This window comes from Phyllobacterium pellucidum, from assembly GCF_013327855.1.
Lineage (GTDB): Bacteria > Pseudomonadota > Alphaproteobacteria > Rhizobiales > Rhizobiaceae > Phyllobacterium > Phyllobacterium pellucidum.
This window is the reverse complement of the sequence record NZ_JABUMX010000007.1, coordinates 124474-140613: the sequence shown is the minus strand read 5'-3', so window position 1 is coordinate 140613 and position 16140 is coordinate 124474. Positions and strand designations below refer to the sequence as shown.

At 59.4% G+C, this 16140-nt stretch carries 16 protein-coding genes; 12 read left to right on the top strand and 4 right to left on the bottom strand.

Features of this window, described 5'->3' with window-relative positions; all coding sequences use genetic code 11:
* Nucleotides 1–159: 159 nt before the first annotated feature.
* From HQ945_RS21050 to HQ945_RS21035, 4 genes are all read left to right on the top strand, one after another.
* Nucleotides 160–1116 (top strand): sugar-binding protein, encoded by a 957-nt coding sequence (locus tag HQ945_RS21050; RefSeq protein WP_027233001.1) that lies wholly within the window; start codon nt 160–162, stop codon nt 1114–1116.
* A 79-nt stretch (nt 1117–1195) separates the two neighbouring features.
* Entirely contained in the window at nt 1196–2764 is a 1569-nt protein-coding gene (locus tag HQ945_RS21045) for a sugar ABC transporter ATP-binding protein (RefSeq protein WP_162737292.1), read from the top strand.
* A complete protein-coding gene (locus HQ945_RS21040; RefSeq protein ID WP_091925249.1) occupies nt 2761–3759 on the top strand; it encodes an ABC transporter permease in 999 nt (332 codons plus the stop codon). Before HQ945_RS21045 ends, HQ945_RS21040 begins: the two co-directional genes overlap by 4 nt.
* A 17-nt stretch (nt 3760–3776) precedes the next feature.
* Entirely contained in the window at nt 3777–4541 is a 765-nt protein-coding gene (locus tag HQ945_RS21035) for an SDR family oxidoreductase (RefSeq protein WP_027233004.1), read from the top strand.
* Nucleotides 4542–4573: 32 nt separating this feature from the next.
* On the opposite strand, the gene HQ945_RS21030 is transcribed toward HQ945_RS21035, so the two are convergent.
* Both HQ945_RS21030 and HQ945_RS21025 read right to left on the bottom strand, forming a co-directional pair.
* Nucleotides 4574–5215, bottom strand: a complete 642-nt coding sequence (locus HQ945_RS21030; RefSeq protein ID WP_027233005.1) for a 3-oxoacid CoA-transferase subunit B — start codon at nt 5213–5215, stop codon at nt 4574–4576.
* A 1-nt stretch (nt 5216) separates the two neighbouring features.
* Nucleotides 5217–5939, bottom strand: a complete 723-nt coding sequence (locus tag HQ945_RS21025; RefSeq protein WP_091925246.1) for a CoA transferase subunit A — start codon at nt 5937–5939, stop codon at nt 5217–5219.
* Between the two features lie 164 nt (nt 5940–6103).
* On the opposite strand from HQ945_RS21025, the gene HQ945_RS21020 reads away from it, so the two are divergent.
* Entirely contained in the window at nt 6104–6607 is a 504-nt protein-coding gene (locus tag HQ945_RS21020; protein WP_091925320.1) for a LuxR C-terminal-related transcriptional regulator, read from the top strand.
* Here HQ945_RS21020 and HQ945_RS21015 read toward each other — a convergent pair.
* Nucleotides 6604–7152, bottom strand: coding sequence for a cupin domain-containing protein (locus tag HQ945_RS21015; RefSeq protein ID WP_113282181.1), 549 nt, complete (start codon nt 7150–7152; stop codon nt 6604–6606). The genes HQ945_RS21020 and HQ945_RS21015 overlap by 4 nt on opposite strands.
* A gap of 136 nt (nt 7153–7288) precedes the next feature.
* Between HQ945_RS21015 and aptA the strand changes: the two genes are divergently transcribed.
* A complete protein-coding gene (gene aptA, locus HQ945_RS21010) occupies nt 7289–8620 on the top strand; it encodes an omega-aminotransferase AptA (protein ID WP_174208474.1) in 1332 nt (443 codons plus the stop codon).
* 1 nt (nt 8621) lies between these two features.
* Here the strand turns inward: aptA and HQ945_RS21005 are convergent, their stop codons facing one another.
* Nucleotides 8622–9836 (bottom strand): ROK family transcriptional regulator, encoded by a 1215-nt coding sequence (locus tag HQ945_RS21005; protein ID WP_174208473.1) that lies wholly within the window; start codon nt 9834–9836, stop codon nt 8622–8624.
* A gap of 218 nt (nt 9837–10054) precedes the next feature.
* Between HQ945_RS21005 and HQ945_RS21000 the strand changes: the two genes are divergently transcribed.
* From HQ945_RS21000 to HQ945_RS20975, 6 genes are all read left to right on the top strand, one after another.
* Nucleotides 10055–11293 carry an extracellular solute-binding protein gene (locus HQ945_RS21000; protein WP_091925237.1) on the top strand — a complete coding sequence of 413 codons (1239 nt, stop codon included), beginning with the start codon at nt 10055–10057 and terminating at the stop codon, nt 11291–11293.
* Nucleotides 11294–11383: 90 nt separating this feature from the next.
* Nucleotides 11384–12265: a carbohydrate ABC transporter permease gene (locus HQ945_RS20995; RefSeq protein ID WP_091925234.1), complete on the top strand. Its 882-nt coding sequence runs from the start codon at nt 11384–11386 to the stop codon at nt 12263–12265.
* On the top strand, nt 12265–13110 hold the full coding sequence (locus tag HQ945_RS20990) for a carbohydrate ABC transporter permease (RefSeq protein ID WP_027233013.1): 846 nt from the start codon (nt 12265–12267) through the stop codon (nt 13108–13110). Before HQ945_RS20995 ends, HQ945_RS20990 begins: the two co-directional genes overlap by 1 nt.
* 8 nt (nt 13111–13118) lie before the next feature.
* Nucleotides 13119–14129, top strand: coding sequence for an SIS domain-containing protein (locus tag HQ945_RS20985; RefSeq protein ID WP_228020651.1), 1011 nt, complete (start codon nt 13119–13121; stop codon nt 14127–14129).
* On the top strand, nt 14129–15064 hold the full coding sequence (locus HQ945_RS20980; protein ID WP_174208471.1) for a carbohydrate kinase family protein: 936 nt from the start codon (nt 14129–14131) through the stop codon (nt 15062–15064). Before HQ945_RS20985 ends, HQ945_RS20980 begins: the two co-directional genes overlap by 1 nt.
* Nucleotides 15061–16137, top strand: a complete 1077-nt coding sequence (locus HQ945_RS20975; RefSeq protein WP_174208470.1) for an ABC transporter ATP-binding protein — start codon at nt 15061–15063, stop codon at nt 16135–16137. The genes HQ945_RS20980 and HQ945_RS20975 overlap by 4 nt, the downstream gene beginning before the upstream one ends.
* Nucleotides 16138–16140 lie beyond the last annotated feature (3 nt).

Here is a 16140-nt window from a genome sequence, read left to right as displayed (position 1 = left end):
TAATAGAGTTTACTAATAACAATTACCCAATTAAAGTCATGGTCGGAAAGCCGATTTCATCGGCTCCCCGTTGTGTCGTCGGCCTTGGAGGAAGGAACGACGCGATGGTCAGATTGCCAACGGTCCGGGCGCAATACGGACTTTAATGGGAGGTTAGTTATGAGACTTGCATTAGCTGCTGGCTTAACCGCTGCTCTTGTCCTTGGGGCAGCCGGAGTGCCCATCGCCAACGCCGCGGATAAGCCCACCCTGGCCTTTGTCGTCAACGGCGCCTCCGACTTCTGGAAGGCCGCAGAAGCCGGTGTCAAGAAGGCCCAGGCGGAACTGCCGGACTACTCGCTCGAGCTTAAATATCCGGAGCAATCCTCCGTTGCCATCCAGCAGCGGTTGATGGACGATCTCGTTACCGCCGGCGTCAAGGGCATCATGGTTTCAGCGGTCGATCCCAAAACGTCGACTGACGGGCTGAACAAGATTGCCTCGCAGACCGCGCTCTTCACCACTGACAGCGATGCGCCGCAGACCAACCGCGTCGCCTATATCGGGTCGTCGAACGTCGATGCGGGCAAGCAGGCAGCCGAAATTGCCAAGAAAGCCATGCCGAATGGTGGCAAGTGCATCGGATTTGTCGGCCTGCTCGGGGCGGACAACGCCAAAGAGCGCATTCAGGGCATGAAGGATGGTCTTGCCGGTACCAAGATCGAACTCGTCGATGTGCGCGGTGATGATATCGACCAAACGCGTGCCAAAAAGAACGTTGAGGATGCGCTTGTCGCGAGCCCTGACGTGACCTGCATGGTCGGGTTCTATTCGTACAATACGCCGCGAATCTACGAAGCGCTGCGCGATGCCGGTAAGCTTGGCCAGATCACGGTCGTCGGTTTCGACGATGATCCGATCACGCTGGGTGGCGTCAAGGAAGGGACTGTTGCCGCCACTGTCGTGCAACAGCCGTTCGAATGGGCCTACCGCGGCATGAAGCTGATGGCGGCTTATCTCGGTGGCGACAAGTCGGGTATCCCTGACAATAAGCTGATCATCATTCCAACCGTGATCATCGGCAAGGACGATGTCGACAAGTATGCAGCAAATCTGAAAGCAATGGCTGGAAATTGAACCAGACTATCAGGATAATCAGGAAGACGTCGCCCGGTGGCGGCGTCTTCGATGATCTCGAGTTCTGGTTTATGCAGCTATGTTGAATGTACCTGAAACATCGTCGTTCGCTGGCGTCGAAGCGCCTTTCTTGAGCCTTTCGGGCGTGCGCAAGAGCTATCCCGGTGTCGTTGCCCTCGATAATTTTTCCATGGAGGTGGCTCCGGGGGAAGTGATCGGCCTCGTTGGCGAGAACGGCGCAGGCAAATCCACATTGATGAAGATACTCGGCGGCGTGGTGAAGCCCGATCGTGGAACGATCACGGTCGATGGCATCGAACACGACCAATTGAGCGTCGAAGGCAGCATGAACGCCGGTATCGCTTTCGTTCATCAGGAACTAAACCTCTTCGACAATCTCGATGTCGCCGCAAATGTGTTTCTCGGCCGCGAACCGCTGCGCGCCGGACCTCTGAAACTCGTCGACCGCGCCAAGCTGCGCGAAATGGTGGGTTCGCTTTTGAAGCGCGTGGGTGCGAATTTCAGTGCTGACACGCCGGTCTCGAAGCTTTCGCTCGCCCAGCAGCAGATGGTGGAAATTGCCAAGGCGCTCTCGATAAATTCGCGGCTCGTCATTCTCGATGAACCGACGTCGAGCCTTCCCCTCCCCGAGACAGAGAAGCTTCTGGCGGTCATCAAGGGCCTCAAGGCGGATGGCATCAGCGTCATTTTCATCTCGCATCGCCTGCATGAAATAGAGCGCGTCGCCGATCGCGTGCTGGTCCTTCGAGACGGGATCCTCGCCGGGGTCTTGCCGAAAAGTGCGATTGATCATGACGAGATGGTTCGACTGATGATCGGAAGGGCGCTGAAGGCACGGACAGCCGTTTCGATGCAGACACCGGGAGCGGTAGCACTCTCAGCGCAAGATATTCGCACCACGACCTATCCGCACCACCCGGTCAGCCTCGAGATTCGTCGTGGCGAGATCCTCGGACTTGCCGGCCTTGTCGGTTCGGGCCGCACCGAGCTTGCCCGCGTCCTCTTCGGTATAGATGCCAGGCTCGGCGGCGAGGTCTATACCGATGGCAAGAAACTTGGGCTGCACTCTGCTGCCGATGCGGTCGCGAACGGCATCTTTCTTGTTCCGGAGGACCGCAAGCTCGAGGGTATCCTCCTCGATTTTCCGATTGCGCAGAACATTTCACTGCCTGACATGCCCGCGCATTCGAAACGATATCTCGTCTCGGTCCGCAGCGAAAACAAGACGGCGGAAAAGCAGCGATCAAGTCTCGGGATCAGAGCGCCTTCCGTCGCGACGCGGACGGGCTCTTTGTCGGGCGGCAACCAGCAGAAGGTCGTACTGGCCAAATGGCTCGCCATGAATCCGAAAATCATCATCATGGACGAGCCGACCCGCGGCATCGACATCGGCGCGAAGGCTGAGATCTACAATCTCATGCGGGTTCTTGCCGAGGCAGGTGTCGCGGTGCTGATGATCTCGAGCGACATGGAAGAAGTGATCGGCGTTTCCGACCGCGTAGCGGTCATGCACGAGGGCCAGATCTCGGGCATTCTCGACAAGGACGATCTCAGCCAGGAAAACGTCATGCTGCTTGCGGTTGGAAAAAAGCCTAGACTAGCAAAGAGAGAGCCGGAGGGGCGATGAGCAAGAAAGATATCGGGCTATTACTTCTCATTCTGGTCGTGGGCGCGGTCGTTGCTGCGATCAATCCCCGGTTTTTGCTGCCCATCAACCTCGCCAATACGTCCAACCTGATCGGCCTCTTCGGCATCCTTTCGATCGGCCAGGCCTTCGTCATCATAACCGGCGGCATCGAGCTCTCGGTCGGTTCGTCCATCGCTCTCCTCGGCGTGCTGTTCATAGATTTTATTGCGACGAGGGGCATGGATTGGCCCGTCGCATTTATTCTCATCCTCATACTGGGCGGCCTTATCGGCCTGGCGCATGGCTGGCTGATCGCACGGCTGAAGCTGCAGCCCTTCGTCGTCACCTTGTGCGGCCTTCTGATCTATCGCGGCGTTGCCCGCTTCTATACAGCTGACGGCACCGCCGGTTTTGCCTTCGGCCAGAATTTCCCGACGCTAGAGTTCCTCACCGCTGGCCGCACCTACGGTGTGCCAAACAGCTTCATAGCGCTGATCGTCATCATGGCGATAATGTGGGTCGTCCTGCACCGCTCGGTCTTCGGCCGCTACCTCTACGCGATCGGCAAGAACGAGGAAGCGGCGCGCTTCTCCGGTATCCGTACCGGTCGGATCATCATGGCAGCCTATGTGATCTGCGGTGTCCTTACCGCGCTCGCTGCAATCTACTTCGCCATGTATACCCGCTCGATCTCGCCGGCCAGCCATGGCAATTTCTACGAGCTCTACGCCATTGCTGCAGCGGTGCTCGGTGGCTTCTCGCTGCGCGGCGGCGAAGGCTCCATCGTCGGCGTCATCCTTGGCACAATCCTTTTGCAGGAACTGCAGAACCTGGTGAACCTCCTCGGCATACCGTCTTCCCTCAACTTCTCGGTGATGGGCGGCGTTATTCTCATTGGCGTGCTGGTCGACCAGCAATGGGGCGCGTTCCGCACGCGGCGGCGTCTGGTAAGGGCTGCCCGCGCCGAGCCTAGCACCGAGGGCCAGAGGAACTAGCCGGAAAAGGACTGGACATGGACCTTTTCGATCTTCAAGGCGAAATTGCCCTCGTGACGGGTGCCGGCAGCGGCATTGGCCAGGCCATAGCTATTGGGCTTGCCGAAGCGGGTGCCGATATTGGCTGCTTTGGCCATTCTTCCGGCAGCGGGCTCGACGAGACGGCCAAGCGTATTCGCGCGACCGGGCGCAAGGTGATCACGATTGAAGGCTCGGTAACGTCAGCCGACGATATCGCAACCGCCGTGGAGCGAATCGAGAGTGAACTCGGCCCGCTGACGATTGCCGTCAACAATGCCGGCATCGGGGCGGGCGGCGCAGCCGAAACGCTGGCACGCGAAAACTGGCAGCATGTCTACGATGTCAACGTCACCGGTGTGTTCCTGTCCTGCCAGGCGGAGGCCCGCGTCATGCTGCCGCGAGGCAAGGGCTCCATCATCAATATTGCCTCGATGTCGGGCTCGATCGTCAATCGCGACCTCAAACAGGCAAACTACAACTCCTCAAAGGCAGCAGTCATCCACCTGTCGAAGAGCCTCGCAATGGAGTGGGTTGATCGGGGCGTGCGCGTCAACTCGATCAGCCCTGGATATACGCTAACGCCGATGAACCGGCGCCCGGAAGTTGCCGATCAGGTCAAGATCTTCGAACGGGATACGCCAATGGGCCGGCTTGCCGCGCCAGAGGAAATGATCGGTCCCGCAGTGTTTCTTGCCAGCCGCGCCTCGTCCTTCGTGACGGGAATCGATCTCGTCGTCGATGGAGGCTTCGTCTGCTGGTGAATGGGCGCCGCCTCGCCGGCGGCGCTCAAGGTTCAGATCGCGACGTCGTATTTCGCCTGGGTTTTTGCCTTGATTTCGTCAAGCGTCACGCCGGGCGCAATTTCGATCAACGTCATCTTCGGCTCGCCGTGACGCTCGAAGGAAAAGACACCGAGATCGGTGATGACGAGGTCGGTGACGCGCTGTCCGGTAAGCGGCAGGGTGCACTCTTCGAGAAGCTTGGCTTCTCCCTTGGCCTCATGCTCCATGACGACGACGACACGCTTGACGCCCGCAACGAGATCCATGGCGCCGCCCATGCCCTTGACCATCTTGCCAGGGACCATCCAGTTCGCGAGGTCGCCGCTGCGGGAAACCTGCATCGCGCCGAGAATGGAAAGGTCGATATGGCCGCCGCGTATCATACCGAAGCTGTCCGCACCGGAGAAATAGCTGGTCGTCGGCAGTTCGGTGATGGTCTGCTTGCCGGCGTTGATCAGGTCGGCATCTTCGTCTCCCTCATAGGGGAACGGGCCCATGCCGAGCATGCCGTTTTCGCTCTGCAACTGAACGCTCATGCCGGTGGGGATATAATTTGCAACGAGGGTCGGAATACCGATGCCGAGATTGACGTAGAAGCCGTCCCGCAGTTCCTTGGCGGCGCGTTCGGCCATTTGATCGCGTGTCCAGGCCATCTTAGTTCACCTCACTTGCAGCAATGATACGCGGGCGGGTCGTTCGTTGTTCGATATGCTTGACCGGATCGGGCACATGCACGATGCGTTTCACGAAGATGCCAGGCGTGTGCACCTGATCGGGGTCGATCTTGCCCGCATCGACAAGATGCTCGACCTCGGCGACGGTGACCTTCGCGGCCGTCGCCATGATCGGGTTGAAGTTGCGCGCAGTCTTCCGATAGACAAGGTTACCTTCCGTATCGCCCTTGAAAGCGTGGACGATGGAAAGATCGGCAAACAGGCCGCGTTCCATGACGTAGGATTCACCATCGAACTCGCGCACGTCCTTGCCCTCGGCAATGATCGTTCCGACACCTGTCTTGGTGAAGAAGGCCGGGATGCCCGCGCCACCGGCGCGAATACGTTCGGCAAGCGTGCCTTGCGGATTGAACTCGAGTTCGAGTTCGCCCGAAAGATATTGCTGGGCGAAGAGCTTGTTCTCGCCGACATAGGACGAGACCATCTTGCGAATCTGGCGCGTTTCCAGGAGAACGCCGAGGCCTATGCCGTCAACGCCCGCATTGTTGGAAATCACCGTCAGATCCTTGACCCCTGAATCGCGGATCGCATAGATCAACGCTTCGGGGATGCCGCATAGGCCAAAGCCGCCGGCCATGATGGTCATGCCGTCGAACAGCAGGCCATCGAGCGCGCCGCTCACATCTGAATGAACTTTTTTCAAGGATAATCTCCCATTTCTCCATCCTCTGACAGCAACGGTATGGCTTGTCGAGGCGGTACAGGTAGTCGTATTAATACTGCATGACAGCAGCGGCATCTCTGAGTTCCGACATCGCAAATCCTGAAAGCGCCAAGCGCTTCTGGCTGGCCGACCTGCCGGTGCCGATGGTCTATGCGACGTACCGTATCATACGCGATTGCAATGTCGAATTCGCCAAGGAGTTCGGCTATGAGCGCGATGAACTGATCGACCAGAGTTTTTCCAAGCTCTATCCGAAGCTCAGGGATTTCGTGCGGACCGGCGAAATGTGGCAAACGAACTTCGCTGGCGGCAGGGTCTATTATGACGAGCGGCTGATGCGCCGGCGTGATGGCACAAGCTTCTGGTGCAAGGTAAGGGGGCGCAGCCGCAACCACGCAGACCCTTTCGCCGAGGCGCTATATTGTTTCGAGCCGATGAGTCGAACGGTTGCCGCCACGACCAGCCTTATCTCCGATCGGCAAAAGCAGGTGCTTACCCTCGTCTCGCAGGGCAAGACCAACTCCCAGATCGCTCAGGAAATCGGTTTGTCTAAGCGGACCATCGAAGCACACCGAGCGCGGCTGATGCGCGCCCATGGCCTGCGCAACAGCGCCGAACTCATCGCCTGGTTTGCGGCTCTCCGCTAAAAAGTCGGCGGAGTGCAAGCGCTGACAACCTCGCAGGGGTTGGGGCCGACGCAGCGGAACCGATGCGGCCTGCGGCTTTCGAAATAGTAGGCGTCACCGGGTCCAAGTATCCGCCGCTCATCGTCGACCGTTACTTCAAGACGCCCGCTTATGACGATGCCGCCTTCCTCGCCTTCGTGAACCAGAGGTATCTTTCCCGTATCCCCTCCAGGCTCATAACGTTCCTTGAGGATCTGCAGCATTCGCCCGAAGAGATTTTCGCCAATTTGCCGGTACGAAATATTGCCCTTGCCGATTTCAACGAGGTCGCCCGCTTCGTAGAAGACTTTTTGCCGGCGGTCGGGCTCGAGCGCAAAGAATTCGGCGAGGCCGATCGGAATGCCGTCGAGTATGCGCTTCAATGCGCCAACCGAAGGATTCGTCTGGTTGGATTCGATGAGCGATATGGTCGAATTGGTCACGCCTGCGCGCTTGGCCAGTTCCCGCTGCGAGAGTCCTTGCCTTTCACGCAGGAAGCGCAGCCGGCCGCCGAGATCGATGCTCATTGCTGTTTCACCTGTTTGGTATCACGCAAATATCCCACGCGGTTGCAACAAAAACAATGGTTTGATTTTACCCAGAAAAGGACTTGTTGGGCAATTCAAAGCGTGGCCTTTTCGGCAAAGAAGAGGAGACCTCCCGATGCTAATGTCGAACACCCCATCGCTTGAAAATTTTTGGATGCCGTTTACGGCTAACCGCCAGTTCAAGGCGGCACCGCGGCTGCTCGCGGGCGCCAAGGGCATGTATTACACCGATGTGGATGGCGGGCAGGTGCTTGACGGTACCGCAGGTCTCTGGTGCGTCAATGCAGGTCATGGCCGCGAAAAGATTGCCGACTCGGTGTCGCGCCAGCTCATGACGATGGACTATGCGCCCACGTTCCAGATGGGCCATCCCTACGTCTTCGATTTCGCCGAAAAGCTTGCGGCAATTGCGCCTGGCGGCAAGGCGGCAGGGCTTACGAAGGTGTTTTTCACCGGGTCTGGTTCTGAATCGGTCGACACCGCACTCAAGATTGCCATCGCCTATCAGCGTGCAATTGGCCAAGGCACGCGTACACGCGTCATCGGCCGTGAGCGCGGCTATCATGGCGTCGGCTTCGGCGGCATTTCCGTCGGCGGGCTCGTCAACAATCGCCGCGTTTTCCCGACCCTGCCCGGCGTCGATCACATGCGCCATACACACGATCCGGCGCGCAATGCCTTCGTCAAGAATGGTCTGCCTGAACATGGCGCTGATCTTGCTGACGATCTGGAACGCCTTGTCGCCCTCCACGGCGCGGAAACGATTGCCGCTGTCATTGTCGAGCCGGTTGCAGGTTCGACGGGCGTGCTCTTGCCGCCGAAGGGCTATCTCGAAAGGCTTCGGGCCATCAGCAAGAAGCATGGCATCCTGCTCATATTCGATGAAGTGATCACTGGCTTTGGTCGCCTCGGAACGCCTTTCGCGGTCGATTACTTTGGTGTAGTTCCCGACCTCGTCACCACGGCGAAGGGTCTGACCAACGGCGTCGTTCCAATGGGCGCAGTCTTTGCCAGCGAAGCGGTTCATGATGCGCTGATGGTAGGACCGGAAAGCCAGATCGAACTTTTCCACGGCTACACCTATTCGGGACATCCTGTCGCCTGTGCCGCAGGTCTGGCGACGCTTGAAATCTACCGCGAGGAAGGCCTTCTCACCCGCGCCGCCGAACTTGCCGACCATTGGCAGGAGGCGATGCACAGTCTGAATGGCCTGCCGAATGTCATCGATATCCGCACCATCGGCCTCGTGGCCGGTATCGAACTCGCACCTCGCGCCGATGCGGCGGGCGCGCGCGGATATGATGTGTTCGTCGACTGCTTCAACAAAGGACTGCTCGTCCGCGTGACCGGCGACACGATCGCGCTGTCGCCGCCATTGATCGTCGAAAAAGAACAGATCGACACGATGGCTTCGATGCTTGGGGATGCCATTAAGCGCGCCGCCTGAGCTAGTTGCTCTTCAAAATGGCCGAGAAGCGCGGATCAAAAGTCCGCGCTATCGGTTCGGCCGCCGCGCCAAGCGCCACCGACCATGGATCGGCCAATCCGGCCTGAAGCCGCGCCTCCGGGAAGCGGCTCGCCCGATCGGCAATAGAGGGCAGCAAAGGCCCAATCTCCTTGACGAGACGGTCGATGAGGCGACGCGGGGCGCCCCCGCAAAGGATGATCGTCTGCGGATCGAATATGGATTCGAGCGCCTGAATGGCTCGTCGAAGGCGCTGCGCCACGTCGGCAATCCATGCTTCGATTTGGGGACTGCCCTTTTGCAGGGCATCGCTCACCATTTCAAAAAGCTGCGGCTCCGATGGATCTATGCTCAGCAATTTGCATAGAGACGCCATCGATGCGTAATGCTCCAGCGGCTCGACATCAGCCCCATCGCCAGGAATCAATGCGAGGATCATGCCGATCTCACCGGCATTCGCATGCGCACCTCCGTAAAGTTCGCCGTTCAAAATAAGGCCAGCGCCAAGCCCGTAACCGAAATAGATGCAGATCGCATGGTCGAGACCGTGCGCCGCGCCGAGCAATCGCTCGGCCGTAGCCGCCGCCGCCGCATCGTTCTGCAAGGCCACTTCAAGGCCGGTGCCCTCGGCGATACGATCTATCAATGGAAAGTTCTGCCATGCGGTCATCATCCAAGGGTCGTCATAGAGCGTATTGATCCCGAACGGACCCGGCATGGCGACGCCGAGACCAACGAGGCGCTTATCCGCGTCGCTCGTCCGGGCGGCAAGTTGCGCGCGCGCCCGCCTGACGAGATCGAGAATCACCAGCACGCCTTCCGCTGGTCCCCCCGGCGGCAACTTTGCCTCGAACTTTACCAGTACTTCGCCGACTAAGTTCACGATCACCGTGCGAGTGACGTGGCGATCGATCTGCAAGCCGATTGCAAACGCGCCTTCCGGTACGAGCTGGTAAGGGGTGGCGGGCTGTCCCCTCCCCCGCCGCACCGTCGCCTGCGAGCGCACCAGACCGTCGGATGCAAGTTCCTCGATAATGTTGGAGACCGTCTGCGGCGTGAGGCCGGTAGCTCTCGCGAGATCGGCGCGCGACAGGGCGCCGTTGACGCGCAGCGCATCGATCATGATGCGGCGATTATGCGCGCTTGCACCGCCGAGGTTCGTCCCGCTCTTGGCTCTGATCGGTCTCTTGTCGTTCATCCACAGTCCCCACTTGACTCCAGAAGAATATTGAACAACTAATAAGTCAAGACAATTGATTTAATAAAAGACCCCAAGAGTCTTCGGGGAATGAGCACTGGCCGGACGAAGGGAAGTCGCGGGCAGGTCCTAGTTAAAAAGCTCTCGGACTTAACGACCAACCGGCGTCTCTCGCTCGAGTGGCTCCGCAACCGACCAAGGCCAAATAGGAGGTAATAATGTTGAAATCCGTGCAGACCGCGCTTCTCGGCGCGACACTCCTTGGAGCGGCGCTCTTTTCGCCAGCCCATGCGGAGACGAAGATCAATGCGCTGTTCATGGCGCAGGCTGCCTATAGCGAGGCAGACGTTCGTGCCATGACTGAGGCCTTCACCAAGGCAAATCCGGATATCTCGGTCAATCTCGAATTCGTTCCCTATGAGGGATTGCACGACAAGACCGTGCTCGCCCAGGGATCGGGCGGCGGCTACGACGTCGTTCTCTTCGATGTGATCTGGCCGGCAGAATATGCAACCAATAAAGTCCTGACGGATGTAACGGACAAGATCACGCCGGAAATGAAGTCGGGTGTATTGCCGGGCGCTTGGACCACCGTCGAATATGACGGCAAACGTTATGGCATGCCATGGATTCTCGACACCAAGTATCTCTTCTACAATAAGGAAATTCTGGAAAAGGCAGGCATCAAGGCGCCGCCGACGACATGGGCGGAGCTTGCCGAACAGGCCAAGACGATCAAGGACAAGGGCATACTTGCCACCCCGATCGCCTGGAGCTGGTCACAGGCGGAAGCTGCCATTTGTGATTATACGACGCTCGTCAGCGCCTATGGCGGCAGCTTCCTCAAGGACGGCAAGCCCGCCTTCCAGACAGGCGGCGGTCTCGATGCGCTGAAATATATGGTCGATAGCTATACGTCCGGCGTCACCAATCCGAACTCCAAGGAATTTCTGGAAGAAGATGTGCGCCGCCTGTTCCAGAATGGTGATGTAGCGTTCGCCCTTAACTGGACCTACATGTACAACATGGCCAACGATCCGAAGGACAGCAAGGTCGCCGGCAAGGTTGGCGTGGTGCCTGCCCCGGGTGTCGAAGGCAAGAGCAAGGTTTCGGCGGTCAACGGTTCGATGGGCCTGGGTATTACCTCTACCAGCAAGCATGCGGACGAAGCCTGGAAATACATCACCTTCATGACCTCGCAGGCTACGCAGAACCAGTATGCTAAGCTCAGCCTGCCGATTTGGGCATCCTCCTATGACGATCCGGCCGTGGCAAAGGGTCAGGAAGAACTGATCGCCGCCGCAAAGGTCGGGCTCGCTGCCATGTACCCGCGTCCGACGACACCGAAGTATCAGGAGCTGTCGACAGCACTGCAGCAGGCGATCCAGGAATCGCTGCTCGGCCAGGCAAAGCCGGATGCAGCGCTCGAAACAGCCGTCCAGAACAGCGGTCTTTGATATTTTAGCGCGGGCGGCTGCAGACATTGCTCCGCCCTCGCCTTTCACAATGATTCAATATTGTCGGATCGTATGCACAGGCGGATTTTCATGACGAACAACTGGATCACGACCCGCGCATGGTTCCTGATGTTGCCGCTCCTGATCGTGATGGTTGCGATTATCGGCTGGCCGCTGTTCGACACGGTGCGACTTTCCTTTACGGACGCCAAGCTCGTCGGCACCGCAGGCAATTTCGTTGGTTTCGAAAACTACGTCCGCATCCTTTCCGGGCCCAATTTTCAGCGAACGCTGATCACCACATTCTGGTTCGCTGTGCTTTCTGTCTCGGCGGAGATGGTCATAGGCGTGCTTGCAGCATTGCTGCTCAATCAGCAATTCTACGGGCGCTCTGTGCTGCGCGCCCTGATGATATTGCCCTGGGCCTTGCCGACTGTGGTTAATGCCACACTTTGGCGTCTGATCTACAATCCCGAATATGGGGCACTCAATGCGGCCCTCACCCAGATGGGGATCATAGGGGCCTATCAATCATGGCTGGGTGAGCCCGGCACCGCACTCGCGTCGCTCATCGTCGCCGATTGCTGGAAGAACTTTCCTCTGGTTGCGCTTATTGCCCTCGCCGCCCTCCAGGCCGTACCGCGTGATATTACGGCGGCGGCGATGGTGGATGGCGCTGGTGCATGGTCGCGCTTCCGCTTTGTCATCATGCCCTATCTCGCCGGTCCGTTGATGGTCGCCCTCGTCCTGCGCACGATCGAAGCGTTCAAGGTGTTCGATATTATCTGGGTCATGACGCGTGGGGGACCAGCAAACAGCACGCGTACGCTTTCGATCCTCGTCTACCAGGAAGCGTTTTCGTTCCAGCGGGCGGGATCCGGCGCTTCCCTCGCCTTGATCGTCACGCTGCTGGTGACGATCCTCGCCGTCGCCTATGCGGCCCTCATTCGCAAAAGCGCAGGTGTGTCCTGATGGAACGTAGAAGCCTTGCAGCGACCATTTTCGTACATCTCGCGGCCCTGCTTTTGCTGGCGGTGATCCTTGCGCCGGTGCTCTGGCTCTTCGTCATGAGCATTTCTTCAACGCCCGATCTCATCGCCAAGCCCCTGCACTGGTGGCCGGATACCGTGGACCTGTCCCGTTACGGCGTCTTGCTGTCTTCGGTCGCCAACAGCGCCGGACAGGCTTTTGTCGCCTCCCTCTTCAACAGTATCAAGGTCGCGGGCATGGCGACAATCGCCGCGCTCATCGTTGCGATCCCCTCGGCCTGGGCCGTTTCGCGAACGCCATCCGTCGGCTGGTCGCTCTACGCGGTCATCGCCACCTACATGCTGCCGCCCGTCGCGCTCGCCGTACCGCTCTACATGGCCCTTTCCTGGCTGGGTCTTCTCAACAACGTCTTCGGGCTCGCGCTGGTTTATCTCACGATCCTCGCTCCGTTCACGACGTGGCTCCTCAAGTCAGGCTTTGACTCCATACCCCGTGAGATCGAAAGCGCGGCGACCATGGATGGCGCGCGCCTCGACCAGATCCTTCGCATTATCACGCTGCCGCTGGCCGCGCCGGTCATGGCAACCGCAGCGCTTTTCGCTTTCCTGCTCGCCTGGGACGAATTCTTCTATGCCCTGCTCTTCACCTCCGATCAGCGTGCGAAGACGCTGACCGTCGCGATCGCCGACCTCGCCGGCGGACGCGTCTCAGATTACGGCCTTATCGCCACAGCGGGTGTCCTGGCCGCCCTCCCCCCGCTGCTGATTGGCCTTTTCATGCAACGCGCCCTTATCTCGGGGCTGACCAGTGGCGGCGTCAAAGGATGACCAAGGACATGAACACCACCCGGCCCACCGGACTTGTCGCGATCGAATATGAAATGTCACGCCAGAATGCCGACGCCATCGCCTCGTTCGACGCTGCCTCTTCGCTTGCGGCGACGATTGCCGCATCGCTGCGCAAGAATGGTCGTCTGCTGCTGCTCGGCATGGGAGGCTCACACGCCGTCGGACGTGCGGTCGAACCATTTTATCGCGCATTGGGAATCGATGCGGTTGCTATCCCGCTCTCCGAACAGCTCGGCCAGCCGCTGCCGCTGTCTGGAAAAACGGTCTTGCTCACATCGCAGTCGGGCGAGAGCGCGGAAGTGTTGCGCTGGTTCGCCGAAGTCGGCGTGCCCGCTGATACGTTCGGCTTGACGCTCGAGGGCGGCTCTACGCTCGCCCGGACTGTTCCGTCCCTCGTCGGAGCCGGCGGCACGGAAAAAGCCTTTGCGGCAACGCGCAGCCTCACGCTGAGTTTCGCCCTGCATCTCGCCATACTGAGCGCGCTCGGCGAAGATGCCGAACCTGCCCTCGCGCTGCTCCGATCCGAGCGCCAGCCCGACGTCAAGGCCGCTGTCGACGCGCTTGCAGATGTTGGTTCGGTGGTAACCTCCGGCCGTCGCCTGCAGGGCGTAGCCGAGGCGATCGCGCTTGGGCTAACCGAGCTTTCGCGAGTTCCCTGCTTTCCGCTCGAGGGAGGCCAGCTGCGACACGGACCTATGGAAATGCTTGGACCGAAGATGGGCGTCGTATTGTTCCGTGCGCGCGATGAAACCGCAGAGTTCGTAACACGGATGGCGATTTCCGCCCTCGAAGCAGGATCGCCTGTCGTCGTGTTCGATGCGTCCGGGCAAGTGCCCGTCGAAGGCGCGGTAACGGTCGACGTCGGAACCGCGAGCGACATGGCCGCCGTATTTGCACTTCTGCCGGCAGGCCAGCACTTTATGCTCGGCTTTGCCGGCATGCGGGTCGAGGATGTCGGTACGCCGGTCCGCTCGACCAAGATCACCCGGAGCGAATGATGCGCCCGCTTGCCGTCATCGGAAACGTCAATGTCGATCTGATCCTCGGGCCCGCTGATCCCTGGCCGACCCCGGGAACCGAAATCATGGTCGATTATGACGAGTTGCGTGTCGGTGGATCGGCAGGCAATGCGGCCCTTACCTGGCAGGGCCTCGGTGTCGACTTCCAGATCGCTGCCAATATCGGCAACGACCAGTTCGGCGCATGGCTGCGCCAGGGATTTGGTGCTGTGGCCGTAAATTGGCCCGTCGCGCCCACGGGCACAACGCTTTCGGTTGGCATCACGCATCCGAATGGTGAGCGCACCTTCTTTACCACGCGGGGTCATATCGGAGCCCTCTCCTGGCAGGAGGTGGTATCGATGCTCGATACTGAAAAGCTGAAGGGTGGCATCGTCATCCTTTGCGGGGCCTTCCTGACAGATGGCCTCGTTGCCGAGTATGACCAACTTTTCGCCTGGGCCGATGCAAATGGCATTGCGCTTGCGCTCGATACCGGCTGGCCGATCGAAGGATGGACGCAGGCAAATCGTGAAAAGGCGCGCCGGTGGCTCTCGCGCTGCACGCTTGCGCTGTTCAACGAAGTCGAGACAACTCAACTTGCCGATTGCGGTGATCCCGTTGAAGCGGCCCGGACATTGAAGGCGCTTATGCCGGTCGGTGCGACCGTCGTCGTGAAGCGTGGTCCCGATGGAGCGCTAGCGATCGATCCTGACAACAGGCTCGTCTCGGTCGCGGCGCCGCTGGTTGCCGTTGCCGATACCATCGGCGCGGGTGACGTGTTCAATGCGGCTTTCATAGCAGCGCAAGCCGATGGCCAGACGCTAGAGCACAGCCTGAAATGCGGTGTGCGTATCGCCTCGACAGCCATATCCACTGTTCCGCGCCGCTACGACGGCGAGATCCTTCATTCATCCCTGGAGAACGCGCCATGAGCGCCCTTGAACTCGTCAATATCCGCAAGCGCTATGGCAGCGTCGATACGCTCAAGGGAATTAACCTGTCATTGGCGAGCGGCGAGTTTCTGGTACTGCTCGGCTCGTCAGGCTGTGGCAAGTCCACTTTGCTCAACATCATTGCCGGCCTTGCGGAGGCGACGGAAGGTGACGTACGCATCGGTGATCGTTCGGTGACCGGCGTTCATCCAAAGGACCGCGACATCGCTATGGTGTTCCAGTCCTATGCCCTCTATCCCAATCTTTCGGTCGCTCGCAATATCGGCTTCGGCCTTGAAATGCGCAGAGTACCGGCTGCCGAACGGGCAAAGGCGGTCGAAAAGACCGCGAAGATGCTGCAAATCGAGAACCTTTTGGGCCGCAGGCCATCGGAGCTTTCCGGCGGCCAGCGACAGCGTGTCGCCATTGGCCGGGCGCTTGTGCGCGATCCGAAGATTTTCCTGTTCGACGAGCCCTTGTCCAATCTCGATGCGAAGCTGCGAATGGAGACGCGTACCGAACTGAAGCGCCTGCATCAGATGCTCGGTACCACGATTGTCTATGTGACGCATGATCAGATCGAGGCGATGACGCTCGCCACGCGCATCGCCGTCATGCGCGACGGCCACATTGAACAGCTGGCGTCGCCCGACGAGATCTACAATCGTCCGGCCACACGCTACGTCGCAAGTTTTGTCGGTTCGCCGCCCATGAACATGCTCGATGCGACGCTGGTGGATGGGACCGCTCAGATTGCCGGTTCACAAACGGTAATCCCCCTCCCCTCCTCCTTGCGAAGCCAGGCATCGCGCAAGGTGATCGTTGGCATCCGCCCGGAGAATCTCAGCCTCGCACTGGGCGACCCAAGCAAGCTCACTATCGAAGCCAAAGTCGAAGTGGTGGAATTGACCGGACCTGAACTCGTGGTCACCTCATCCATAGGCAACCAGCGCCTTACTGCGAGCCTGCCGCCACGTTCGCAGGTGACGGTCGGCTCGCTACAGCGCTTCAGCATCGATGCCGATGGACTTCATGTCTTCGATGCGGTGACCGAAAAGCGGATCGACGCCTGACAG